18 protein-coding genes are annotated in these 22,500 nt (G+C 49.3%); 6 read left to right on the forward strand and 12 right to left on the reverse strand.

Annotated elements, in window-relative coordinates:
- Positions 1–81: 81 nt before the first annotated feature.
- The 3 genes from C9I99_RS13935 to C9I99_RS13945 form a co-directional block, all read right to left on the reverse strand.
- Positions 82–2,058 (reverse strand): putative bifunctional diguanylate cyclase/phosphodiesterase, encoded by a 1,977-nt coding sequence (locus tag C9I99_RS13935; RefSeq protein ID WP_107349495.1) that lies wholly within the window; start codon positions 2,056–2,058, stop codon positions 82–84.
- A 182-nt stretch (positions 2,059–2,240) separates the two neighbouring features.
- The gene (locus C9I99_RS13940; protein WP_208113403.1) at positions 2,241–3,149 is read right to left on the reverse strand and encodes a DUF3943 domain-containing protein; all 909 of its coding nucleotides are present in this window, start codon (positions 3,147–3,149) and stop codon (positions 2,241–2,243) included.
- A 249-nt stretch (positions 3,150–3,398) separates the two neighbouring features.
- On the reverse strand, positions 3,399–4,634 hold the full coding sequence (locus tag C9I99_RS13945; protein ID WP_107349496.1) for an aromatic amino acid transport family protein: 1,236 nt from the start codon (positions 4,632–4,634) through the stop codon (positions 3,399–3,401).
- A gap of 463 nt (positions 4,635–5,097) precedes the next feature.
- On the opposite strand from C9I99_RS13945, the gene C9I99_RS13950 reads away from it, so the two are divergent.
- Entirely contained in the window at positions 5,098–6,321 is a 1,224-nt protein-coding gene (locus tag C9I99_RS13950; RefSeq protein ID WP_107349497.1) for a CinA family nicotinamide mononucleotide deamidase-related protein, read from the forward strand.
- A gap of 48 nt (positions 6,322–6,369) precedes the next feature.
- Here the strand turns inward: C9I99_RS13950 and yfaE are convergent, their stop codons facing one another.
- The 4 genes from yfaE to C9I99_RS13970 all read right to left on the reverse strand — a co-directional run bounded on the left by yfaE (position 6,370) and on the right by C9I99_RS13970 (position 11,172).
- On the reverse strand, positions 6,370–6,657 hold the full coding sequence (gene yfaE / locus C9I99_RS13955; protein WP_107349498.1) for a class I ribonucleotide reductase maintenance protein YfaE: 288 nt from the start codon (positions 6,655–6,657) through the stop codon (positions 6,370–6,372).
- Positions 6,654–7,787 carry a class Ia ribonucleoside-diphosphate reductase subunit beta gene (nrdB, locus tag C9I99_RS13960; protein WP_107349634.1) on the reverse strand — a complete coding sequence of 378 codons (1,134 nt, stop codon included), beginning with the start codon at positions 7,785–7,787 and terminating at the stop codon, positions 6,654–6,656. Before nrdB ends, yfaE begins: the two co-directional genes overlap by 4 nt.
- Positions 7,788–7,835: 48 nt before the next feature.
- Positions 7,836–10,103, reverse strand: a complete 2,268-nt coding sequence (nrdA, locus tag C9I99_RS13965; protein WP_107349499.1) for a class 1a ribonucleoside-diphosphate reductase subunit alpha — start codon at positions 10,101–10,103, stop codon at positions 7,836–7,838.
- Between the two features lie 397 nt (positions 10,104–10,500).
- Positions 10,501–11,172: an HAD family hydrolase gene (locus C9I99_RS13970; RefSeq protein WP_107349500.1), complete on the reverse strand. Its 672-nt coding sequence runs from the start codon at positions 11,170–11,172 to the stop codon at positions 10,501–10,503.
- A gap of 45 nt (positions 11,173–11,217) precedes the next feature.
- Between C9I99_RS13970 and C9I99_RS27560 the strand changes: the two genes are divergently transcribed.
- The gene (locus C9I99_RS27560; protein WP_275937923.1) at positions 11,218–11,346 is read left to right on the forward strand and encodes a hypothetical protein; all 129 of its coding nucleotides are present in this window, start codon (positions 11,218–11,220) and stop codon (positions 11,344–11,346) included.
- Positions 11,347–11,387: 41 nt separating this feature from the next.
- Here the strand turns inward: C9I99_RS27560 and ubiG are convergent, their stop codons facing one another.
- Both ubiG and C9I99_RS27220 read right to left on the reverse strand, forming a co-directional pair.
- Entirely contained in the window at positions 11,388–12,095 is a 708-nt protein-coding gene (ubiG, locus tag C9I99_RS13975; protein WP_107349501.1) for a bifunctional 2-polyprenyl-6-hydroxyphenol methylase/3-demethylubiquinol 3-O-methyltransferase UbiG, read from the reverse strand.
- A gap of 302 nt (positions 12,096–12,397) precedes the next feature.
- Complete coding sequence (locus tag C9I99_RS27220; protein WP_166645435.1) at positions 12,398–12,544, reverse strand: hypothetical protein; 147 nt, start codon at positions 12,542–12,544, stop codon at positions 12,398–12,400.
- Between the two features lie 483 nt (positions 12,545–13,027).
- On the opposite strand from C9I99_RS27220, the gene gyrA reads away from it, so the two are divergent.
- A complete protein-coding gene (gyrA, locus tag C9I99_RS13980; protein WP_107349502.1) occupies positions 13,028–15,661 on the forward strand; it encodes a DNA topoisomerase (ATP-hydrolyzing) subunit A in 2,634 nt (877 codons plus the stop codon).
- A 197-nt stretch (positions 15,662–15,858) separates the two neighbouring features.
- The gene (gene serC, locus C9I99_RS13985) at positions 15,859–16,941 is read left to right on the forward strand and encodes a 3-phosphoserine/phosphohydroxythreonine transaminase (protein WP_107349503.1); all 1,083 of its coding nucleotides are present in this window, start codon (positions 15,859–15,861) and stop codon (positions 16,939–16,941) included.
- A gap of 75 nt (positions 16,942–17,016) precedes the next feature.
- On the opposite strand, the gene C9I99_RS13990 is transcribed toward serC, so the two are convergent.
- Genes C9I99_RS13990 through C9I99_RS14000 form a run of 3 tightly spaced genes read right to left on the reverse strand, consistent with a single transcriptional unit; the run spans position 17,017 to position 19,472 of the window.
- Positions 17,017–17,568: a lipocalin family protein gene (locus C9I99_RS13990; protein WP_208113402.1), complete on the reverse strand. Its 552-nt coding sequence runs from the start codon at positions 17,566–17,568 to the stop codon at positions 17,017–17,019.
- The gene (locus C9I99_RS13995; protein WP_107349504.1) at positions 17,558–18,832 is read right to left on the reverse strand and encodes a sensor histidine kinase; all 1,275 of its coding nucleotides are present in this window, start codon (positions 18,830–18,832) and stop codon (positions 17,558–17,560) included. Before C9I99_RS13995 ends, C9I99_RS13990 begins: the two co-directional genes overlap by 11 nt.
- A complete protein-coding gene (locus C9I99_RS14000) occupies positions 18,804–19,472 on the reverse strand; it encodes a response regulator transcription factor (RefSeq protein ID WP_107349505.1) in 669 nt (222 codons plus the stop codon). The genes C9I99_RS13995 and C9I99_RS14000 overlap by 29 nt, the downstream gene beginning before the upstream one ends.
- 106 nt (positions 19,473–19,578) lie before the next feature.
- On the opposite strand from C9I99_RS14000, the gene C9I99_RS14005 reads away from it, so the two are divergent.
- Positions 19,579–20,847 carry a DUF5666 domain-containing protein gene (locus tag C9I99_RS14005; protein WP_107349506.1) on the forward strand — a complete coding sequence of 423 codons (1,269 nt, stop codon included), beginning with the start codon at positions 19,579–19,581 and terminating at the stop codon, positions 20,845–20,847.
- A gap of 156 nt (positions 20,848–21,003) precedes the next feature.
- Positions 21,004–22,284 (forward strand): 3-phosphoshikimate 1-carboxyvinyltransferase, encoded by a 1,281-nt coding sequence (gene aroA, locus C9I99_RS14010; RefSeq protein ID WP_107349507.1) that lies wholly within the window; start codon positions 21,004–21,006, stop codon positions 22,282–22,284.
- The last annotated feature ends 216 nt before the right edge of the window (positions 22,285–22,500 follow it).

A 22,500-nucleotide genomic window follows, 5' to 3' on the forward strand; every position in this document is an offset into this window, starting at 1 on the left:
AAGCTTTAATACAAAGGCCAGTCATGTGTTGTGACTGGCCTTTGTTGTTCGCGAGCAAAAGCGGTTCCCTGAGAGGGCGGTTTACCCCGCAGCGTGGCTTACTTCCGGGATATCATTGAGCAGGGAGAAGTTGCGCTCCTCATGCTCGTGGGCTGGCAGAGGCCGGCCGAGGTAATACCCTTGGCAGAAGTCAAAACCGCATTGCTGCAAGTAGCGCAGTTGGGTTTCGGTTTCGACGCCTTCGGCAACGACTTTCAGCGCAAGCTTTTCGCAAATAGCCTGTGTCGCCTCGATAATGGCCTGGCTTCCTTTGTGCTCACCTTGCACAAAGCTTTGATCAAGCTTGACGGTACTGATCGGTAAGTCTTGCAGCTGTGACAGCGATGAGTAACCGGTACCAAAATCATCCAGATAGAGTTCGAGGCCCAGCGAGGCGAGATCATCAAGGCATTGTTTCGCTTCATCGTATTCTTGCAGCATGGTGGACTCGGTGAGCTCGAGTGCAAGTTGTGAAGACGGGATCTGGTACTGTTTCAGAAGTCCTTCGATGGTTGGTGCCAAGCTTGATTGTAACTGGGCGCGCGATAGGTTTACACTCATGATGAACGCCTTGCCGTACTTTACCCGCCACTGGGCAAGTTGCTTGCAGGCCGTTTTTAGGATCCACTTACCGAGCGGTACGATTTGACCGGTCTCCTCAGCCAATGGGATGAACTCCCCCGGTGAAACCTGTCCCAGCTCTTCATCATGCCAGCGGATTAACGCCTCAAAGCCTTTGAGTGACTTCGAGTTCATATCAACAATCGGTTGGTAGTAAAGCTCGAATGCTTCGGCTTCCAAGGCCAAAGTCAGGTGATGGCGTAGTGTCATTTTGCGATACAGGGCATCGGCCATGTCTGGCGAGAAATGATGACTGCGGTTACGGCCTCGTAACTTAGCACGGTGCATTGCCATATCGGCTTGAGTCACTAAGGTTTCGATATCTTTTGCGTCGGTCGGGTAATCCGATGTACCGATACTACAGCCAATCGACAGCTCGCCCACTTCTTTTAGGTGGAAGGGGCGGTTTAGGGCCTTGATGATCTGCTTGGCGAACAGTGGCGAACTATCGATGTTTCGGTGTTCGGCTTGGACAATAAACTCATCACCGCCAAAGCGCGCGAGAAGCCCTTTGAATTTGACTTCTTCCTGCAGCCGAATTGCGATAGCCCGCAGCAATTTGTCGCCAATCGCATGGCCATAGGTGTCATTGACCAGTTTAAAGCCGTCGATATCGAGGAACAACAAGCTATAAGGGCGCTGGCTGTGTTGGTTTTCGATGATGGCATTGGTAATACCGCGGCGGTTTAGTAACCCGGTCAGGAAGTCATGCTCGGCATTGTATTTGGCTTTGTGGAGCTGCTCTTTTTCCTGGCTGATGTTAATGAGGCTCAGTAGCAGCTGATGTTTATCAGACAGCCATTTACCGTCGATATTTAGCCAGTTGTGGCTTTTGCCTGTCCAGCACAGTCGTTTGGTTTTCAACACCCCTTCCGTTCTGGCGGTGGATAGCCATTTTTCAGCTAATTGGGCATCACCAAGAAAACTGGCGAGATCGTCTAGATCTTCACCGAAAGAGTGGGTAAAAGAATTGTTGGCACTGATCAGGTGACCGTCTTCTTCAAACAACAACGCGAGGTTTGAACTGCCAGAGAAAGCTAATTCGCGGCGCAGGCTGGCTTCTTCTGCAATCATTTCAACCAACATGACGGTCGAGCCATCAGGGCCGGGCATACCCGAAAAATAACATAATGCTTTTTTGATCATATTATTGGGGGAGAAGTACCACCAGGTTTTGATCTTTTCGCCTTGATGGAAGCGGCTGAGGTAGCCGTCTAAGATGGCAACGACGGCCTCTGACATATCTAGGCTGAGATCACGAGCAGTAAGCTCGCTGGTTGATTCCGCTTCCCATAAAGAGAGTGAGGCAGCGTTGGCCCACAGAATACGTTTTTGGTGAATATCGAAAATCCAAACAGGGGTCTGTAAGAACTCAAAGAGAGAATAATTTTGCTTCATCACCAAGGCTTTGTTATTTATTGTGATATTTGTCAGATGCTATATCAAAAACGGCGTTCGAAATATGCATACGGGATAAAATCGTGAGCTTTATTCACGAAACGTGAAATAATGTATGTAACATCTTGAAATTTAGCAAAAAAGGCGATAACGATCGCGCTTTTTTGCTATTGCTGTTGGTTTTATTGTAAAGCCAGTTTCACTTCTAGGCCGATGAATATCGGATCGTAGGCAGCACCCGCATCCAATGCAAAGTTGGCTGCTTCGGTATTGCCGAACCATGGTGTGTAAGTAAAACTCACATCGGCATCATCACGCCACCAGTCTGTAACCCAGTAGTGTATATGTCCAACAGGGTTGAGCAGAAACAGGCTGACATCGCCCATTGTTTGCGAACCCATGACCTTACCGCGGTTGGCAGTGATGTCCATCTCGGTTTGGAACATCCATTCACCAACGGCTGCACCAAACAGCGGTGTAACGATAATGTCTTGAATCGAAGGGACTTCGGCGAAGGCCTCTACACCGTATTCCCAGAAGAATGTCGACATTGTCGCGGAGTATAAAAATGACTCCCATTCGTTAAATCCCGAATGGCGGGCTGCGGTGTAGTAAACACCACCGAAATAGGGGTGCATTATATAGTTAAGGTAGTGGTCGTCTTTATCCCAGACCGGGCCTTCCTTAACGTTATTCCACCATTTTTTACCCAGACCTTTCAGGTTTGTATCCTCAGGGTCCCAGTTGGTCACACTCTCTGGCAGTAAAGTCATCAAACCAACGGTTGCCACGCTTAAACCGAGAATGGTGTATGACTGCTCCATGAGATAATCCCAGTCTTTCTCCGGTGCGACTGACAAGTGCTTGGGTAGTCTGTTGCTAGTTGGTTCTGTAGCGACTGGTTGCAGTGAAAGGCCTTGATCCATGGCTGTGTACTGGTACCCGTTAGCGACAGCAAGTTGCTGGCTAGCGTAGCTGTTTAGAAACGTTGGTTGTTGGTATGAACCAACATTGGCATTCTCATTCCATGCGAATGCAGGGGCGCTGGCAGCAAGCCCCAGAACAAGTGGTGACAGAAGTGAAGTGCGCAAGATACGCTCCGCAATAGATCAAGGTGGATAGGATAAAAAAGTGCGGGAAGTATCACTGAAATAACACAAAATTCCTAGTAGTCATTTATTATTATTCGGTAATTTTGTGCAAAATTTTTGTAAATATTAGCGATTTTTATGAATGATTGCTGGTGTTAGTAGCCTTGCTCAAATTTTTGTGGGGTGGTGTGTCGGAGTGTAGGGAAGCGTAAAGCGGCAAGTGTATGACACTTGCCGCTTTGGTTTGGGTCAGCCAACGGCAGGGATTAATCCCGCCATTTGCAGGAATTGAGCGGTAATGATCAGTACACCGGCACCAGTCGCAGCGATCATTGCGGGTTTGCCGCCGGCGACTTGGTAGCCAATGCTTTGATCGCCAGTGTTTCGTTGGACGCTGTTTACTTCAAGTTGCTTACGTTGGGCGCTGACCATGGCAACGGGAAGGAAAATAGCGAGAATAACCAAAGCGATGGCCGCAAAGCCCAGTGCCATGATGAAGCCTTGCGGGTAGAACAAAGCAAAAGCCAGTGGTGGCACGAATGTCATGGCTGCAGTCTGCAGACGGCCATGTTTTTTATCGTGCTGTTTGAAGCTGTCTGCAACGAAGTCGAACAAACCGAGGCTTACACCCAAGAATGAGGTTGCCAATGCCAAGTCAGCAAAAATAGAAACGGACTGACTCACCATTGGGTTATGCAGTAACTCGCTCAGTGAGCTGATAAATGCTCCCAGACTGTTGCTTGCCATCAGATCTTGTTGGCTAAGTACACCTTGGCTTGTCAATTGCCAGAAAATGTAGAGCACTAGCGGCAGGGAAGAGCCGATGATCATGACCTTTTTCAGGGCTTTGATATCCAAACCGATGTAGCGAACGATGGATGGGATACTGCCGTGGAAGCCAAATGACGTGAAAATAACGGGTAAGGCTGAAATGATCAGACCTTTTTCTACCGGCATGTTTACCAGGTAGCCCCCTTCCACGTTTGGTGCCAGCAAGCCGAGCATGATAACCAAGGCAATGGTTTTTAGGGTAAACAGCACCCGGTTAACCATGTCTACCGAGTGGGTACCGATAGCAACGACACTGGCAATACAGAGCGTAAACAGTACCGTACTGGTTTGAGCTGAGATGTCCAAACCAATCCAATTCGTCAACTTGTCGTTGAGCTGATCGCCCCCGCCCGCGATGTAGGCTGCACACAGTGAATACATCAGAAAGCAGACTGCAAAATTCGCTAGGTACTGACCTCTTTTGCCTAATAAATCCCGAGCCAATGAGTTCAGTGTTGCCTGGTGATCGGCATATTGGTGAACTTCAAGCATCAGAAGCGCGGTATAGGTCATCAACGACCAGATCGCAAACATTATCAAAGTGGCTGTGGTAAAGCCAAGCCCGGCTGAGGCCAGTGGAAGGGCAAGCATGCCAGCGCCAATGGTAGTACCGGCGATGATCAGCATACTGCCGAAAGTCTTGTTCATAGACATGGGGTTCTTTGCTCCGAGTATTCGATGTATTGGTGCTCGGGAGGCGGTGTCTGCACCTGTGGTCACTCCCTTTTCTGGATAAAGAGGGCCACAATGGCAATTAAGTGTCAGTATTTATTTACACTTCATATAGCCATTGCGGCTATCGATAGTCAGTGTTGGCATGATGGTTTTTCATGGTTTAATCCATTTCTTGTAGTGATTAATGGTGGTTTTCGATCTTTTTCTAACGCTTGCCACTGGTTGTGAACAATATAGGGATTGTATTTAACTGTCAACTTTCGTGTTTGTTGGTGTAAACCTTGCTTTACAGTGTTTTGGGTGAGGTATGTCGTAGGGCAATAACGGATTGACAATGATGGAATAAATGAAAAATAACGTACTGAAATAGCTAGAGATATGCTTGAATAGGCAAATAGATAAAGAGAAAGGATGTCGCAGGTCGACATAACAGGGGAAAGATATGCTGAAAGTCGCAATGATTAGTACGGGTGAAGAAGTGCTTCACGGGGACATTACTGACACCAACGCTGCGTGGATGTCGTCACTGTTCTTTCAGCGGGGCTTTCCTCTGTCGCGGCGGACGACAGTCGGTGATCAGCTCGATGTGCTCGCCAAGGAAATCGAGCACTGTAGCCTGACTGCCGATGTGGTGATCGTTAACGGTGGCCTGGGGCCGACAACCGATGATTTGACCGCGCAGGCTGCTGCGATAGCGGCCGACGTCGGGTTGGAGTTGGTCGATGAGTGGGTTGTGGCAATGGAAGATAAATATACTCGGCTTGGCCGTGTCATGCCCGAAACCAACCTCAAACAAGCGATGCTGCCGGAAGGTGCAGAAGTACTGGATAATCCGATCGGGACTGCTTGTGGGTTTGCGATGCGGATAAACAGGGCCTGGGTTTTCTTTACGCCGGGTGTACCGAGTGAATTCAAAAAAATGACCCATGAGCAAATTTTGCCGCGACTGGATAAAAACTATACCAATGACAGCGCACGGGAATGTATCCGCCTTTACACGTTTGGGCTATCGGAGTCGGGGATTGGCCAGTCACTGCAGTCTATTCGCCTACCGGCCGGCTTTGAGATCGGCTATCGCTCAGAAATCCCCTTCATCGAGGTCAAAGTCTTTTGTCCGCCGGGACATTTGCAAGCGCCTGCTTTGGTCGAGGCGATTGCCGACCAACTTGGTGACAACCTAGTCGGGTACAATCAACCATTGCTCAAGGCTGTTAGCCAGCTTATTGCGGACAAAGGCTATTCATTGGCAATTGCTGAACATTTTACCGGCGGCTTTCTAACCAGCTGGCTATATGATGACGAGTACTTGGCTGGATGTGTTGCTCAATCATGGATTCTGGGTAACGGCAGTGTCCCTGAGGATCATGACAAGGCACCGGTAGAGGCGACATTGTCGATGGCTCAGATCGCGCGGGATAAGAACCAAGCAGATATTGGTTTAGCGATAGGGGCAGAACAAGATGGCCGTGTGGCAGTAGCATTGGTGACGCAAGAAGGGGTGTGGTCGCAGCACGTGTCGACCAAACGCCGTTATGGATCGCGTGACTATCGCTATGTACTGGCAACGTTAGGGCTCGATATGCTCCGTCGCTGGCTCGAAGGAAAACCCGTGTTCGGCCACTCAGAGTCGCTTCAATGTATCGCCCAGGCGGGGAGTAAAGAGTAGATATTCCAATGTTGGTATGGGATCGGCCAAAGTGGCCAATGGGTGGATTCAGAGACTCGCTTGCTGATCGTGTTGTTGAAGTTGGTATTCGAACTCGACGTCGATATTGCTCTTGGGGATAGCGCAACATGGCAACACTTCGTTTGGGCCGATGAATGCCATTGAGTCTTGTTGGTCGACCGCTCCGGCTTTTAGCTTACAGCGGCAAGCGCCACACATACCGTTGCGACACTGGTACTCAGGTTGAAGGCCGGCGTTTTCCAGCTGGTTGAGCAGAGGCTCACGGCTATTGCCGTGAACCTCGATACCATTGACGCGAATGGCGACTCGACTCATAGTTCGAAGTCACCCAAGTCATCGGCGCTGACATCGTTGTCGATCTGGCCAACGAGGTAGGAGCTGATCTCCGCTTCCTGAGGCGCAACTTGAACGTTGTCAGATGACAACCAAGAGTTGATCCATGGGATTGGGTTCTGAGTCGCCCCCGGATAGGCATGCTCAAGGCCCACAGCTGCCATACGTAGGTTGGTGATGTACTCAACGTACTGGCACAGGATGTCTTTGTTCAGGCCGATCATCGAACCGTCCTTGAACAGATACTCTGCCCATTCTTTTTCCTGCTCGGCGGCATCACGGAAAATAGCAAAGCATTCTTCTTTGCACTCTTCAGCAATTTCAGCCATTTCAGGGTCGTCTTGGCCGGTGCGTAGCAGGTTCAGGATGTGCTGGGTACCGGTCAGGTGCAAGGCTTCATCACGGGCGATCAGCTTGATGATTTTGGCGTTGCCTTCCATCAGCTCACGCTCGGCAAAGGCAAATGAACAAGCGAAGCTGACATAGAAGCGGATTGCTTCCAATGCGTTCACTGACATCATGCACAGGAAGAGCTTTTTCTTGATATCACGCAAGTTCACCGACACGGTGCTGCCGTTGATAGTGTGAGTACCTTCACCAAGGCGGTGGTAATCGCTGGTCGCAGCGATCAGGTCATCGTAGTACTTGGAGATGTCACCGGCACGTTTGATGATCTGCTGGTTATCGACGATATCGTCAAACACAACGGCAGGATCATTGGTGATATTACGGATAATGTGGGTGTACGAGCGCGAGTGGATCGTTTCGGAGAACGACCACGTCTCAATCCAGGTTTCCAGCTCAGGGATCGATACGATCGGAAGCAGGGCAACGTTCGGGCTGCGACCTTGGATTGAATCAAGCAGCGTCTGGTATTTCAGATTGCTGATGAAAATGTGGCGCTCGTGATCTGGCAGGTTGTTGTAATCAATACGGTCACCAGACACATCCACTTCTTCTGGACGCCAGAAGAAAGAAAGCTGCTTTTCAATCAGCTTTTCGAAAATCTCAAATTTTTGTTGGTCATAACGCGCAACGTTGACTGGCTGGCCAAAGAACATAGGCTCTTTAAGTTGGTCGTTATTTGTTTGACAGAAAGTGCTATATGCCATCTTATCCTCAACATCGATGGGAGCCGAAGCTCCCACCGTTTCAAATCATTAAATCTTGCAGCTTGTGCAGTCGTCTGCGCCTACATCACCCTGGCTATCAGATGCGCCGTCACGGGTGTTGTGGTAGTACAAGGTTTTCACACCGAGTTTATACGCTGTAAGCAGGTCTTTTAGCAACAGTTTCATAGGCACTTTTCCGCCTTGCTGTCGGTTCGGGTCGTAATTGGTGTTTGCTGAAATCGCCTGATCGATGAATTTCTGCATAATACCCACTAGCTGTAGGTAACCGTCGTTGCTACCGATGTTCCAAAGCAGCTCATAGTTGTCTTTGTACTTGCTGTACTCCGGCACAACCTGCTTCAAAATACCGTCTTTCGATGCTTTGACAGAGACAAAGCCACGTGGCGGCTCAATACCGTTAGTCGCGTTTGAAATCTGCGACGAGGTTTCTGATGGCATCAAGGCAGACAAGGTAGAGTTGCGTAAGCCGTGAGTCTTGATTTCTTCACGCAGTGCTTCCCAGTCATAACGCAATTCGGCGCTACACACTTTATCGATATCTTTCTTGTAGGTATCGATAGGGAGAATGCCCTGTGCGTAAGTCGTTTCGTTGAATAGCGGGCATGCACCTTGCTCTTTCGCCAAGCCAACAGAGGCTTTAAGCAAGTAGTACTGAATGGCTTCGAATGCTTCGTGAGTCAGGTTGTTTGCGCTGCCGTCAGAGTAGCGTACGCCGTGCTTCGCTAGGTAGTAAGCGAAGTTAATCACACCCACACCCAGAGTTCGGCGGTTCATAGTTGAACGATAAGCCGCTGGCAATGGGTAGTCTTGGTAATCTAGAAGTGCATCTAGGGCACGGACCGTTAGGTCAGCCAGCTCTTCCAGATCGTCCAGTGTATCAATGGCGCCAAGGTTGAACGCTGATAGCGTACACAGGGCGATTTCACCGTTTTCGTCTTCCACGTTGTTCAGTGGTTTGGTTGGCAGTGCGATTTCCAGACATAGGTTAGACTGGCGGATTGGCGCAACACTTGGGTCGAACGGGCTGTGTGTATTACAGTGGTCGACGTTCTGAATATAGATACGGCCAGTTGATGCACGTTCTTGCATCAGCAGTGAGAATAGCTCGATGGCTTTAATCGTTTTACGCTTGATGCTGCTGTCCTGTTCGTATTTCACGTACAGGCGCTCGAATTCTACTTGATCGGCAAAGAATGCGTCGTACAGCCCTGGAACATCAGACGGTGAGAACAAGCTGATGTTTTCGCCTTTGATCAGGCGGGTGTACATGAGTTTGTTGATCTGCACGCCGTAGTCCATGTGGCGAACACGGTTTTCTTCAACGCCGCGGTTGTTCTTAAGTACAAGCAGTGACTCTACTTCACCGTGCCAGATTGGGTAGAACAAGGTCGCCGCACCACCACGAACACCACCTTGTGAACAACACTTAACGGCTGTTTGGAAGTATTTATAGAATGGGATACAGCCGGTGTGGAAAGCTTCACCGCCACGAATTTCCGAACCTAGGGCACGGATACGGCCAGCGTTGATACCGATACCGGCACGCTGAGACACATAACGAACAATCGCGCTTGCTGTTGCGTTGATTGAATCCAGGCTGTCATCACACTCGATCAGTACACATGAGCTGAACTGGCGAGTTGGTGTACGCACACCCGACATAATTGGCGTCGGCAGTGAGATCTTAAATTGAGACACGGCATCGTAGAAGCGCTTAATGTAAGCCATGCGGGTATCGCGTGGGTATTTGCCAAATAGGCAAGCGGCGATCATCATGTACAGGAACTGGGCGCTTTCGAAAATTTCACCGCTAACACGGTTCTGAACCAGATACTTACCTTCCAGCTGCTTAACAGCAGCATAAGAGAAGTTCATATCACGCCAGTGATCGATGTAGTCTTCCATCAGATCAAATTCTTCGCGGCTGTAATCTTCAAGCAAGTGCTTGTCGTACTTACCTTTATAGACAAGCGTCGTCACATGGTCAAACAGCTTTGGTGGCTCGAATTGACCATAGGCTTTCTTACGCAGGTGGAAAATAGCCAGGCGAGCAGCCAGATATTGGTAATCGGGTGTTTCTTCAGAGATCAGATCAGCTGCAGCTTTAATGATGGTCTCGTGAATGTCTTCAGTTTTGATCCCTTCATAGAACTGAATATGAGATTTGAGTTCGACCTGTGAAACCGAGACATTCTCTAAGCCTTCGGCGGCCCAAGTGATGACTCGGTGGATTTTGTCGAGGTCGATACTTTCTGTGCGTCCATCACGCTTGGTAACAGTGAGCTGTTGATTCATTTTTGGTAGTTTTCCCAGATTTCCATCAATAGCAGTGCTTTTTGTAACTTTCAGCAATAATGTTAGCAAAGATTGTGATCTTTGTTGGATTTATGATTGCCGGTTAAAACACTATATATGGGGGTGTTGAGCTTATGGTGTTACAAGATAGTGGTGAGAGGGGGGTAATGCAAGGCGGTAATTTTTAACCGGCTGTGGATAACATGGGGATTCATAAAATTAAGTTAGTGCCCACTGACTGATTTGCGCAGGTATGACAATATCATAGGAAAAATCAAAACTTTTTGAGGTAAAAAAAAGCACCTGCAAAAAAAAAAATCTTGATTTTTTGCAGGCATTATACGTACTGATAAACGTCATATTTTTTGGTTATTTCTTGGTTAGTTAGTAGCACGTCCTAGTAGTTCGAGCTGCTGATAACCGCTAAAATTTCACTCGGGTGAGTGAGTACACCGAGTGCATGCCAGTCCGAGGGCGTGTGCTCGTCGCCAATATATCCCCAACCAGCGACATAGCCAGCCATATTGGCGGCTTTTGCGGCAATCATGTCTTTTTCGATATCACCGATATAAATGCAGTCGCGATGATCGACGCCCATCTGTTTACTGGCATGGAGTAACGGCTCGGGATGGGGTTTGGCGACAGCAAGGGTATCGCCGCAGACAACCGTTTTGGCACGGAGCAATTCGGGGAAGAAGGGGAGTAGCATATCGGTCAGGAAGCCAGGCTTGTTGGTCATGATCCCCCAATCTATCCCTTTGTCATCCAGTTGTTCAAGCAGGGCAACCACGCCGTGGTAGAGCGATGTGTTGACACAAATATTATCTTGGTAATAGCGCAAAAAATCGTCCCTCAGCGCCATGATATCAAGGTGTGCGGGAATGGTACCAAACCCGGCTGTCAGCAACCCCTTGGCGCCCATGCTGGTATTGGCCTGGATTTGTTTATGGGTCAGCGGTGGTTGGTTGTGATCGGCCAGTACCCGGTTAGCCGCATGTGCCATATCAGGAGCGGTATCTAGCAGGGTGCCATCCAGATCGAACAATACCGCTTTTTTTTTCATCGCCATATACATGTCCTTGTATCGAGAAAGGGAGCATTACTGTGTATATCAATGAGTATATACGTGGCGGTAGAGGAAAAAGCGATCAGTGCGATCTATTGCAAGAAATTCGCTGCAGACTGCGAAGCGGTGAAAAGCGGATGCAAAGGAGAAGTGCTTAATGAAGTAAAGCGTGGCTGATCAAAGTCGCTAGGGTGGATCCACCCTAGCGAAAAGGGGGGCTACAGCAGCGTGGTATGCACGATGTAGTTGACATCGACATTGTTGCCCAGCCAGTAACGGTCGGTCAGAGGGTTGTAGTGCAGGCCGGTTATATGACGGTCTTGCAGCGGTGTGGCGTCAATCATTTCCAGCAATTCCGACGGGCGGATAAATTTCTCGTGGTCATGGGTCCCTTTGGGAACCAACTTCAATAGCTGTTCGGCGCCGACAATGGCAAACAGATATGATTTGAAGTTGCGGTTGAGTGTTGAGAAAAACACGTGGCCGCCAGGCTTGACCATTTTGGCGCAAGCAGCGATGACCGATGCGGGATCAGGGACGTGTTCCAGCATTTCCATGCAGGTCACCACATCGTAGGTGGCTGGAAAAAGCTCGGCGTGCTCTTCTGCCGTCCGCTGGACATACTCAAGTTTGGTGCCTGTTTCCAGAGCGTGCAGGCGAGCCACGGTCAACGGCTCCTTACCCATATCCAGCCCCGTTACCTCTGCGCCTTCGACGGCCATACTCTCGGCCAAGATACCACCGCCGCATCCGACGTCGAGTACCTTTTTGCCAAAGAGCCCTTCGGCACGATCAAGCACGTAGTTGAGGCGTAGAGGGTTGATTTGGTGCAAAGGCTTGAACTCACCTTCCAAATCCCACCAACGGGACGCCATGTCTTCAAATTTACTGATTTCTGCTGGGTCTACATTCAACTGCTTGGTCATGAACCTTTGCCATATTCCTTTTTGATAGCGGCATTATATACCCAAGCTTATTGAAGGTGCAGGTGTTAGAGAGAAATTATTGGCATGTAAAGAAAATTAAGAGGGGGATGGCTGTCGCTCTGAAAGGAAGAAGAGCGACAGAATTAGCCATATGCGGTCACAAGAGAGGCGAACAGCTTCGAAAAAGGAGAAGTAAAATGTGTCTCGCTGCCCTTATAAACAATTCAGGCTCAAAAGCGGTGATGCGTTATGTTCGCACTGTGACTTCTAAGCCTGATAAACATTCCGTGTTTGCATAGGTTTTACTCAGCTGGTTCTAGCATGGCTAGCTGCATCATATCAGCCTGTCCACTGCCGGTTGTCATCGCAATACCTGCAATAATGAGCATTAGAAGATATTTGCCACCAATGACACACATACCTAGTGTTGTGATTACTCTGCCTAACATAATTGACCTCGCTTATGGGTTATTTTTGAAATCTTAGATTTTGTTCTTACGTGGTCAATTGTACCGATCTGCCTGAAAGCAAAATTGATAATGATCAGTTTTCTGTTCAGCTTTCAGTCAGCTCGGCGAAGAAGTGGTGTAATTCCGATCTTGGTCAATAATTTACAATTGGTTGCAATTTAATCGTGCCAGAATCAAAACGACGAAAAGTAATAAAAAACAAGCTTTGAATAAAAAACAGGCTGTCAGCGAGGTAATACTTAGATTAGTGCTTTCGATTTTTTTTCAATCCGCTAAATTACTCACAACATAGTAGTGAAAGGTGTGCCTATCTGGGCTGAAATATGCTATATTCTCGCACCTTGCACGTATGGTACTAGACGTTATAGATATCGTCTTAAATTGGCTCTCAGCCCGTTTTAGCGCTAGCTATGCCGTTTAGTATACGTATACGACAGAAATTACCTGAGGGATATTGGCTCCATGAGCGATCTTGCAAAAGAGATCACGCCCGTAAACATTGAAGAGGAGCTGAAAGGCTCATACCTCGACTACGCGATGTCAGTTATCGTGGGTCGTGCTCTTCCTGATGTGCGTGATGGCCTTAAGCCGGTACACCGTCGCGTTTTATTCGCGATGAACGTGCTGGGCAATGACTGGAATAAAGCATATAAAAAATCTGCCCGTGTGGTCGGTGACGTAATCGGTAAATATCACCCGCACGGTGATAGCGCGGTTTACGATACCATCGTACGTATGGCGCAACCTTTCTCTCTTCGCTACATGCTGGTAGATGGTCAGGGTAACTTCGGTTCGATTGACGGCGACTCTGCTGCTGCAATGCGTTATACCGAAGTGCGCATGTCCAAGATCGCCCATGAATTGTTGGCGGATCTTGACAAAGAGACGGTAGATTACGTTCCTAACTATGATGGTACCGAGCAGATCCCTGCGGTACTGCCAACTCGGGTCCCGAACTTGCTGGTTAACGGCTCATCGGGTATCGCGGTTGGTATGGCGACGAATATCCCGCCTCATAACCTTGGTGAGGTCATTGATGGCTGTTTGGCTTATATCAATGATGAGAGTCTCACCATTGATCAGCTGATGGAGTATATCCCAGGTCCGGATTTCCCGACTGCAGCGATGATCAGTGGTCGTAAAGGTATTGTCGACGCCTATAAGACAGGTCGTGGCAAAATCTACCTGCGCTCAAAAGCGAATATCGAAGTTGAGAAGAATGGTAAAGAAACCATTATTGTCACCGAGATCCCTTACCAGGTTAACAAGGCTCGTTTGATCGAAAAAATCGCCGAGCTGGTTAAAGACAAGAAGATTGAAGGCATCAGTGCCCTGCGTGACGAGTCTGACAAAGACGGTATGCGCATTGTTATCGAATGTAAGCGTGATGCTGTGGGCGAAGTGGTTCTAAATAACCTCTACGCGCAAACTCAGCTGCAGACCACATTCGGTATCAACATGGTGGCACTGGACAACGGCCAGCCGAAGACATTCAACCTGAAAGACATGTTGAAGTGCTTCGTCAACCACCGTCGTGAAGTGGTAACTCGCCGTACTATCTATGAGCTACGCAAAGCCCGTGAACGTGCCCACCTTCTTGAAGGCTTGGCACTGGCACTGGCCAATATCGATGAGATCATCGAACTGATTAAAAACGCGCCGACACCTGCAGAAGCAAAAGCTGGCCTTGTTGCTCGTGGCTGGGATCTTGGTAACGTTGCAGCAATGCTTGAGCGTGCTGGTACCGATGCTGCTCGCCCAGAATGGCTGGAAGAGCAATACGGTATCCGTGATGGTCAGTACTACCTGACCGAACAGCAGGCACAAGCCATTCTCGATCTTCGTCTGCACAAGCTGACCGGGCTAGAGCACGAGAAGATCCTTGGCGAATACAAAACGCTGCTTGAAGAAATTGCTGAACTGCTATACATCCTTGGTAGCTCAGAACGTCTGATGGAAGTGATTCGCGAAGAGCTAGAAGCGGTTAAAGAGCAGTTCAACGATGTACGTCGTACTGAAATCACCGCAGCTAGCCACGATATCGACCTGGAAGATCTGATCAACCAGGAAGACGTTGTTGTGACGCTTTCTCACGAAGGTTACGTCAAGTACCAGATACTGAGCGACTACGAAGCACAGCGTCGTGGTGGTAAAGGTAAAGCTGCAACGCGTATGAAGGATGAAGACTTCATTGAGCGTCTGCTGGTGGCCAATACCCACGATACCATTCTGTGCTTCTCAAGCCGTGGCCGTATGTACTGGCTGAAAGTGTACCAGTTGCCGCTGGCTAGCCGTACTGCCCGTGGTAAGCCGATTGTTAATATCCTTCCGCTGGAAGAAGGTGAGCGAATTACCGCTATCCTGCCAGTGAAAGAATATGAAGCTGACAAGTTTGTCTTCATGGCAACCGCTGATGGTACTGTTAAGAAGACACCTTTGACGGACTTTAGCCGTCCGCGTAGTGCCGGTATTATTGCCGTTAACCTACGAGAGGGTGATTCGCTGATTGGCGTTGACGTTACCAACAGCACAGACCAAATCATGCTGTTCTCTGAAGCGGGTAAAGTGGTTCGCTTCTCGGAAGAGCAAGTACGTGGTATGGGCCGAACGGCTGCCGGTGTTCGTGGTATGAAGCTGGCGGAAGGCGATAAAGTTGTCTCGCTAATCGTGCCTCACAACGACGGTGATATCCTGACGGTAACTGAAAATGGTTACGGTAAGCGTACAGAGCTTGCTGAGTACCCGTCGAAGAGCCGTGCGACTCAAGGTGTTGTGTCGATTAAAGTGTCTGACCGTAACGGTAGCGTTGTCGGTGCTGTCCAGGTTGAAGACGGCGACGAGTTCATGATGATCACCAATGGCGGTACGCTGGTTCGTACCCGTGTGGCCGAAGTGAGCCGTGTTGGCCGTAATACCCAGGGTGTTACCTTGATCCGTACTGCTGAAGGCGAGTTGGTTGTTGGCCTACAGCGTATCGATGAGCCGGAAGAAGACGAGCTGATCGAAGACGCGGAACTGGTCGAAGGAGAAGCGCCGGCAGAGGGCGAAACGCCAGCTGCGGACACTCCAGCAGACGACTCTTCTGAGCAAGAATAACTAACCAGTTAGTTAGTCTGATAAAAACGCAGCCATCAGGCTGCGTTTTTTTATGCCCGAAGGCGATGCCAAATAGGATGCGACCACTATTTTCGCCTTGCCCCTTTTCAGCACCGTCATAAAGGTGTAAAAACAGACATGAGTCACAATCTCTAGTCACAACCTTATGTTTTCCCAGCAGGAGCAAGTCTTTCACCATGGACAACGTTTATAACTTTTGCGCCGGCCCAGCGATGATCCCGGCAGACGTATTGAAAAAGGCCCAACAAGAACTGATTAATTGGAATGAATTAGGCACTTCGGTGATGGAAGTCAGTCACCGTGGCAAAGAATTCATTGCAGTGGCCAAACAGTCCGAGCAAGATTTACGCGACCTGCTTTCTATTCCTGATAACTACCACGTTCTGTTTTGCCATGGTGGGGCACGTGCCCAGTTTGCCGCCGTGCCGATGAATTTGTTGGGAGACGCTGATAGCGCCGATTATATGGACGGGGGCTACTGGGCCCATAGCGCAGCTCAGGAAGCATCGAAGTATTGCCAGCCGAATGTGGTCGATATCACCTGTGAGCGAGATGGCAAGAAAGCGATCCTACCTGCTGCAGAGTGGCCGTTGTCGGATGAGGCGGCGTTTGTTCATTTCTGTCCCAATGAAACCATTGATGGACTGGAAATCCGTGATTTGCCACAAACCGACAAGCCGATTGTGGCTGATTTGTCATCGACGATCCTTTCTCGTCCGATTGACGTATCTAAATACGGTGTGATTTATGCCGGTGCCCAGAAAAATATCGGCCCAGCCGGTCTGACTATTGTCATTGTTCGCGATGATCTGCTGGGCAAGGCCAAGTCGATTCTGCCAAGCATTCTTGACTATACCGTCCAGGTCGATAAAGAGTCGATGTTCAATACCCCGCCAACCTTTGCCTGGTACCTTGCCGGCGAAGTATTCAAGTGGCTGAAGGAGCTGGGTGGTGTGGAAACGATGGAACAACGTAATGTAGTCAAAGCCAATGTGTTGTATGACTACATTGACCAATCAGATTTCTACCGCAACGACGTTCACGCTGATAACCGTTCATTGATGAATGTCCCTTTCCAGCTAAAAAACCCTGAGCTAGATGGTTTGTTCCTAGAGCAAGCCGATGCGGCCGGGCTGAAAGCGCTCAAGGGGCACCGTGCAGTCGGTGGCATGCGTGCGTCGATTTACAATGCGATGCCGGTTGAAGGCGTGCAGGCCCTGGTCGATTTCATGGCTAAATTCGAGCAGGAAAATGCGTAAATAGCCGTTTTGGCATCGAAATACTAAAAGCCGCTATCTGCGGCTTTTTTTACATCTGGGAAATGGGGATGCTCGTTACGGATGCTGTGACTGAGCAGGGTATAGCAACCTGTTTGTTGCGAAACCTGCCTGCTCAGCAATGGCAACATAGCGAGCGATTTTTGCCTTGTCCATGATGGGTTCTCTGGCGAGCAGCCATAAGTAATCGGTGTTGTAGCCGCTGACGAGGGCAACCGAATAGTCCGGTTCGAGATAAAAAACCACGTAACTGCTGTAGAACGGTCCGAAGAAAGAGACCTTCAGGTGGGCTTCGTCGGGTTCATCAACCAAGACCGCCCGTCCCTCAGCTTGCTGCCATTGCTGGTTTTCTGTGTGATAGCCACGGTTGATCACTGTGATGGAGCCGTCATCATTGCGGCTATAGACCGCACTGACATCACTCAGACCACGCTCGAAGCTGTGATCGAGCCGAGCGATTTCGTACCAGGTACCAAGGTACCTATCGATATTGAAGGGGGAGACTGGCTCGACAGATTGCGGCATGCCGGTACAGCCCGCCAATAGTGTTGCGCTCAACATGGTACACAGCCATGTAATAAGGTTGCTGGACTGCCATTTAATTAGCATTTTCTCCATTCCTTGAATTGTCGAGCTGGCGAAACACAACGGTGGTTTTAAAGTGGGTATTATTATCCTCTGTGGCAAATTGCCACCCCATTTTTTCGCATATGCGCTCAACGATGACCAGCCCGCAGCCGTAGCCTGCATTGAAGGTTTCATTGCCATCATGGCGGTTAATGATAGTGAGCTCATTGCCAAAGAGTTGGATTTCTATATCTCCAATACTGTAGCTGAAAGCGTTTTTGATCAAATTGTTCATCACGATATTGATGAAGCTTTCAGGAGCGGAGATGGTGCTTGGTGACATTATCTCCAGAACGTAGCTGGCATCTTGCTTGGCAAAGATGGGGGACATGATATCGAGTTGCTGGCGGAGATTATGTTCAAGTTGATAGGTCCCGAAATGGTGCTGGTCAACGCTCTCCTTGCCCAGCAATAAAAAGGCTTCGGTCAACTCGCGCATTTCTTCGCTGGCTTTTTGTAAGCGATTGATGGCCTTGATTGCCACCGGTGGCTGGTCAGGTACTTTGCTGAGAAGTTCAGCCGAGCCTTGAATGACCATGATCGGAGTACGGAGCTCGTGCGATGCGAAGCGGCTGAAGTCATGTTCGCGTTGAAAATAGCGGGCGATGTCAACTTTGCTTTCGTGCAGTGCTTGCTCGATCTCTCGCGTCTCCTTGTAGTCGGTCTCGACCATGAAGTCGGGTTGATTGGGTGGCATGTTACGGATTTTGTGCTCGATGGTTTCCAGCGGGCGTGAGACACTTTTGACAAAATACCAGCTGTAGATCAGCACGGCGAGGGAGACTAAGCCTCCCAAGCTGAATGTCATGACGTGCAGGCGAGCCTCGTACTCATCGAGATAATCATCCGCATCATCTTGGAACACGATATAGAAGAGCCCATCACCGGATGGGTGCTCAGTAACAATAAAGTGCTTGTCTTCTTTGTCTAGTAGGTGTTCATAAAATCCTGGCTCTTGATAACTGCTCAACCATGAGGGGGGGGCTTCTTTGCTCCAGTAGCTATAAAACTCCTTTTCGTTAGGGAGCTGGGCTTGATCACCAAAGCGTTGATAATCTCGGCTGTAGCGACTGGCCTCGGTATCCAGCCAGTGGTGGAGGCTGATGATCTCTAATTCATTCTCGGCCAAATAGATCATCGACCAGAATAGTGTGAACATGATCAACGTGGGTATACCGAAGCTCCAGCGGATCTTGCGGTAAATGCTGGGATAGGATTTAGGCTTTGAGTCGGTATCCTTGGCCATGAATAGTCTCTAGTCGTGTTTCTACAAAGTCTTTATCGATGGCATTTCTAAGGCCATAAACATGGCTACGCAATGCATCGCTGCCTGGCGCATCCTCTCCCCAGACCGTGTCGATGACTTCTTGTCGGGATACGATAGCGGGCGCTCTTTTCATGAGAAGCGACAGGATTTTGAGTTGGATCCGGCTTAGCTTAATCGGTCGGTCGGCACGTAGAACCTCACCGGTTGCTTGATTAATGGTGATATCGGCAAAACAGAGTAAGCCGATATCTTTACGCGCCCCCCGGCAGGCAAGCGCCTGGAGCCGGAGACAGAGCTCCTCCATGGCAAAGGGTTTGATAAGGTAATCGTCCCCCCCAGCCTGAAAGGCCGCAATCTTGTCTTCAAGGCTGTCTTTTGCGGACAAAAATAGAATAGGGATATCGCACATTATCTCTTCGCGCATTTTTTTCACGGCAGAAATCCCGTCAACCTTGGGCATCATAATATCCATGATGATCACATCATAGTGATTATCCTTGACCAACTGGATTGCGCTTAGACCATGGTAGGCACAATCTATGGTATAGCCCTCTAGCTCAAGATAGTCAGCCAGGGTTTCAGCGACATGATGGTTATCTTCGACTATCAACACTTTCATACGGCAGCTTATTTTTTCTCACTCGGATTTCTTCACGATTGCTTCACGGCGTCGGCTATAAGATACCGCCAGTTTTCAATTACGCACAATTAATCATAGGAAAATTATGAAAAAAATGGCACTAGCTTCTCTAGTTGCAGTGGCGATGGTTGGCTGTGGTGGAAGTTCTGGTTCGGGTGGCTCAGCCGCGGACACAAAAACGGGCCGTCTCGACGGTCAGGTAGCCAACATCTCGCACAGCAGCAAGACCCTGAACGTGAACGGGTATGCACTGCGCAGTGACGGTGCGCCGGTGATGTACAGGGATGGGGTGGAATTGCCTTTTGATCAGCTGGTCAATGGTATGCGTGTTCAGATCGACGCCGACAACAACCAGATCGAAACAATGAAGCTGGACCCTTCACTGACCGGTATGGTCAGCGCAATCAACGGCGATACATTTACGGTTAACGGCATCACCATGACCTTTGCTGGTTTGACCGGTATCAATGTGGGTGATTGGGTAATGGTGACCACCTACCCACTGGCTGATGGCTCGGTGGAAGTGGTTGCGGTGCAGAAAGTACCTGCACTGGGTTTTGTTGAAATCGAAGGGCCGGTATCACAGCTCGATACCCACACTTTCAAGGTTGGCATGGTGACAGTCGATTACAGCAATGCCGATGTGGATGATCGCGATGAGCTGGGCAACGGCGCGTGGGTCGAAGTCTATGGTGCATATAATACCGATACCAAGACCTTGCTTGCCACTGAGGTGGATGTCGAAGATGATCATGACTACGACGATACCGAAATCGAAGGTGTGATTTCCTGGGTCAACAACAGCCTGACCCAAATCGAGCTCAACGGCCGTTTGCGTATCGAGGTGAACAACAATACTGAGTTTGACGATGGCCGCCGCGAGGATTTGGCTTCGGGCCGCTGGGTCGAGGTCGAGATGGTGCTGCGCTCAGGGCGTTTGGTGGCGACAGAAATCGAATTCGAGGACGGTGGTGATAGCATCAAGGGCAAAGAGTTCCAGGCTGTCGGTGAAGCCAAATACCAAGACGGCGTATTCACCATCAATGACATTGAAATTGAACTCAATGGCCAGACGGAATTCGACGATGGCTTGAATCACGATAACCTTGATACAAGCTGGGTAGAAGTCGAAGGGCGCTACCTGAAAGATGCCAGCGGCACCGGCCGTTACGTGGCGATCGAAATCGAGCGCGAGGATCGTTTTGATGACGACATCGAGCTAGAAGGCCCAGTAATTAATGGGACAATCTGGGGCTATGAGGCAACAGATAGCTCGCTGATCAAGTACGAAGGACGTTGGGTCGACCTTGATTGTGACTTCAATGGTACCTATTTATCACGCTGTGATGATTAAGCTGCATCTTGATTAGTCTGAAAAAAGCGCCTGTGGGCGCTTTTTTATTGGTCGCGATAAAGGCTAAACAAGGCGTGTAAATTCAGTACTAGCGAACTGAGGCATTATTGGTTAATCTGCAATGACTGCGACCAAACAGGATTGATGAAATAACAGATGGAAAGTTTAACGTTACAGCCGATCAGTAAAATTAATGGCACCGTGAATTTGCCTGGTTCCAAGAGCGTCTCGAACCGAGCTTTGCTATTGGCAGCGTTAGCAAGCGGTAAGACCCGACTGACTAACCTCCTTGATAGTGATGATATCCGTCATATGCTAACAGCCTTGACCAAGCTGGGAGTGAGCTATCAACTGTCTGAAGACAAAACCGTTTGTGAAGTCACTGGCCTAGGTGGTGCGTTCAAGCCTGCTCAAGCCATGGAGTTGTTTTTGGGCAATGCCGGTACTGCGATGCGCCCGCTGGCAGCGGCACTGTGCCTTGGCGAGGGCGAGTTTGTTCTGACCGGCGAGCCTCGGATGAAAGAGCGTCCAATTGGCCACTTGGTTGATGCCCTGCGCACCGCGGGTGCTGATATCACCTATCTCGAAAATGACAATTACCCACCGCTCAAGATCAAAGGCACGGGCCTTAGAGGGGGTGAAGTAGACATCGATGGTTCAATCTCTAGCCAGTTTCTAACCGCCTTTTTGATGTCTGCACCGTTGGCTGCGGCACAGACGGTGATCCGCATTAAAGGCGACCTGGTGTCAAAACCCTACATCGATATTACCTTGCACATCATGGCCCAGTTCGGTGTCGAGGTGGAGAACCGCGATTACCAGGAGTTTGTGGTAAAAGGCGGCCAGACCTATCAGGCTCCGGGTGATTTTTTGGTTGAGGGCGATGCCTCGTCAGCGTCATATTTTCTTGCCGCAGCGGCGATTAAAGGCGGTGAAGTGAAAGTGACCGGTATTGGCAAAAAGAGTATTCAGGGGGATGTTCAATTTGCCGACGCACTGGCCGCGATGGGGGCTGATATTGAGTGGGGCGATGACTATGTGATTGCCCGCCGCGGTGAACTAAAAGCCGTTGATCTGGACTTTAACCATATTCCTGATGCGGCAATGACGATTGCTACAGCGGCCTTGTTTGCCGACGGTACGACATCAATCCGTAATGTCTACAACTGGCGCGTGAAGGAAACAGACCGCTTGGCAGCCATGGCGACCGAATTGCGAAAAGTTGGTGCTGATGTTGTCGAAGGTGAGGACTTTATTACAATCACCCCGCCTGCACAGCTTACGCATGCTGCGATCGATACCTACGACGATCACCGCATGGCGATGTGCTTCTCGCTGGTGGCCCTGAGCGATACGCCGGTGACCATCAACGATCCAAAGTGTACCTCTAAAACCTTCCCCGATTACTTCGATAAATTGGCAATGTTGAGCAGCTAATTGTCTAAGCTGTCAATATATTAAAGAAAACCCGCTGGCTGGCGGGTTTTTTGTTTTTCCGGGAGGGGATTTGGTTTTAAGCCCGATTACTGATTGGTATCACAACTTTTTTCTCGTATAATATGCCCCCGTTTGAGAGCGGTAATAAGTATCGATATGTACGGAATGCGTGTCGATGGGTATTACTGCTTAGATTTAAACAAGTTTGGAGATTAC

The sequence above is a fragment of the Photobacterium lutimaris genome (assembly GCF_003025555.1).
Classification (GTDB): domain Bacteria; phylum Pseudomonadota; class Gammaproteobacteria; order Enterobacterales; family Vibrionaceae; genus Photobacterium; species Photobacterium lutimaris.

Excerpts from the sequence above, each read along its gene's own strand:
- C9I99_RS13935 (WP_107349495.1), bottom strand. The coding sequence starts at position 2,058 with ATGAAGCAAAATTATTCTCTCTTTGAGTTCTTACAGACCCCTGTTTGG.
- C9I99_RS13945 (WP_107349496.1), bottom strand. The coding sequence starts at position 4,634 with ATGTCTATGAACAAGACTTTCGGCAGTATGCTGATCATCGCCGGTACT.
- C9I99_RS13950 (WP_107349497.1), top strand. The coding sequence starts at position 5,098 with ATGCTGAAAGTCGCAATGATTAGTACGGGTGAAGAAGTGCTTCACGGG.
- yfaE (WP_107349498.1), bottom strand. The coding sequence starts at position 6,657 with ATGAGTCGAGTCGCCATTCGCGTCAATGGTATCGAGGTTCACGGCAAT.
- nrdB (WP_107349634.1), bottom strand. The coding sequence starts at position 7,787 with ATGGCATATAGCACTTTCTGTCAAACAAATAACGACCAACTTAAAGAG.
- nrdA (WP_107349499.1), bottom strand. The coding sequence starts at position 10,103 with ATGAATCAACAGCTCACTGTTACCAAGCGTGATGGACGCACAGAAAGT.
- C9I99_RS13970 (WP_107349500.1), bottom strand. The coding sequence starts at position 11,172 with ATGGCGATGAAAAAAAAAGCGGTATTGTTCGATCTGGATGGCACCCTG.
- C9I99_RS27560 (WP_275937923.1), top strand. The coding sequence starts at position 11,218 with ATGAGTATATACGTGGCGGTAGAGGAAAAAGCGATCAGTGCGATCTAT.
- ubiG (WP_107349501.1), bottom strand. The coding sequence starts at position 12,095 with ATGACCAAGCAGTTGAATGTAGACCCAGCAGAAATCAGTAAATTTGAA.
- C9I99_RS27220 (WP_166645435.1), bottom strand. The coding sequence starts at position 12,544 with ATGTTAGGCAGAGTAATCACAACACTAGGTATGTGTGTCATTGGTGGC.
- gyrA (WP_107349502.1), top strand. The coding sequence starts at position 13,028 with ATGAGCGATCTTGCAAAAGAGATCACGCCCGTAAACATTGAAGAGGAG.
- serC (WP_107349503.1), top strand. The coding sequence starts at position 15,859 with ATGGACAACGTTTATAACTTTTGCGCCGGCCCAGCGATGATCCCGGCA.
- C9I99_RS13990 (WP_208113402.1), bottom strand. The coding sequence starts at position 17,568 with ATGCTAATTAAATGGCAGTCCAGCAACCTTATTACATGGCTGTGTACC.
- C9I99_RS13995 (WP_107349504.1), bottom strand. The coding sequence starts at position 18,832 with ATGGCCAAGGATACCGACTCAAAGCCTAAATCCTATCCCAGCATTTAC.
- C9I99_RS14000 (WP_107349505.1), bottom strand. The coding sequence starts at position 19,472 with ATGAAAGTGTTGATAGTCGAAGATAACCATCATGTCGCTGAAACCCTG.
- C9I99_RS14005 (WP_107349506.1), top strand. The coding sequence starts at position 19,579 with ATGAAAAAAATGGCACTAGCTTCTCTAGTTGCAGTGGCGATGGTTGGC.
- aroA (WP_107349507.1), top strand. The coding sequence starts at position 21,004 with ATGGAAAGTTTAACGTTACAGCCGATCAGTAAAATTAATGGCACCGTG.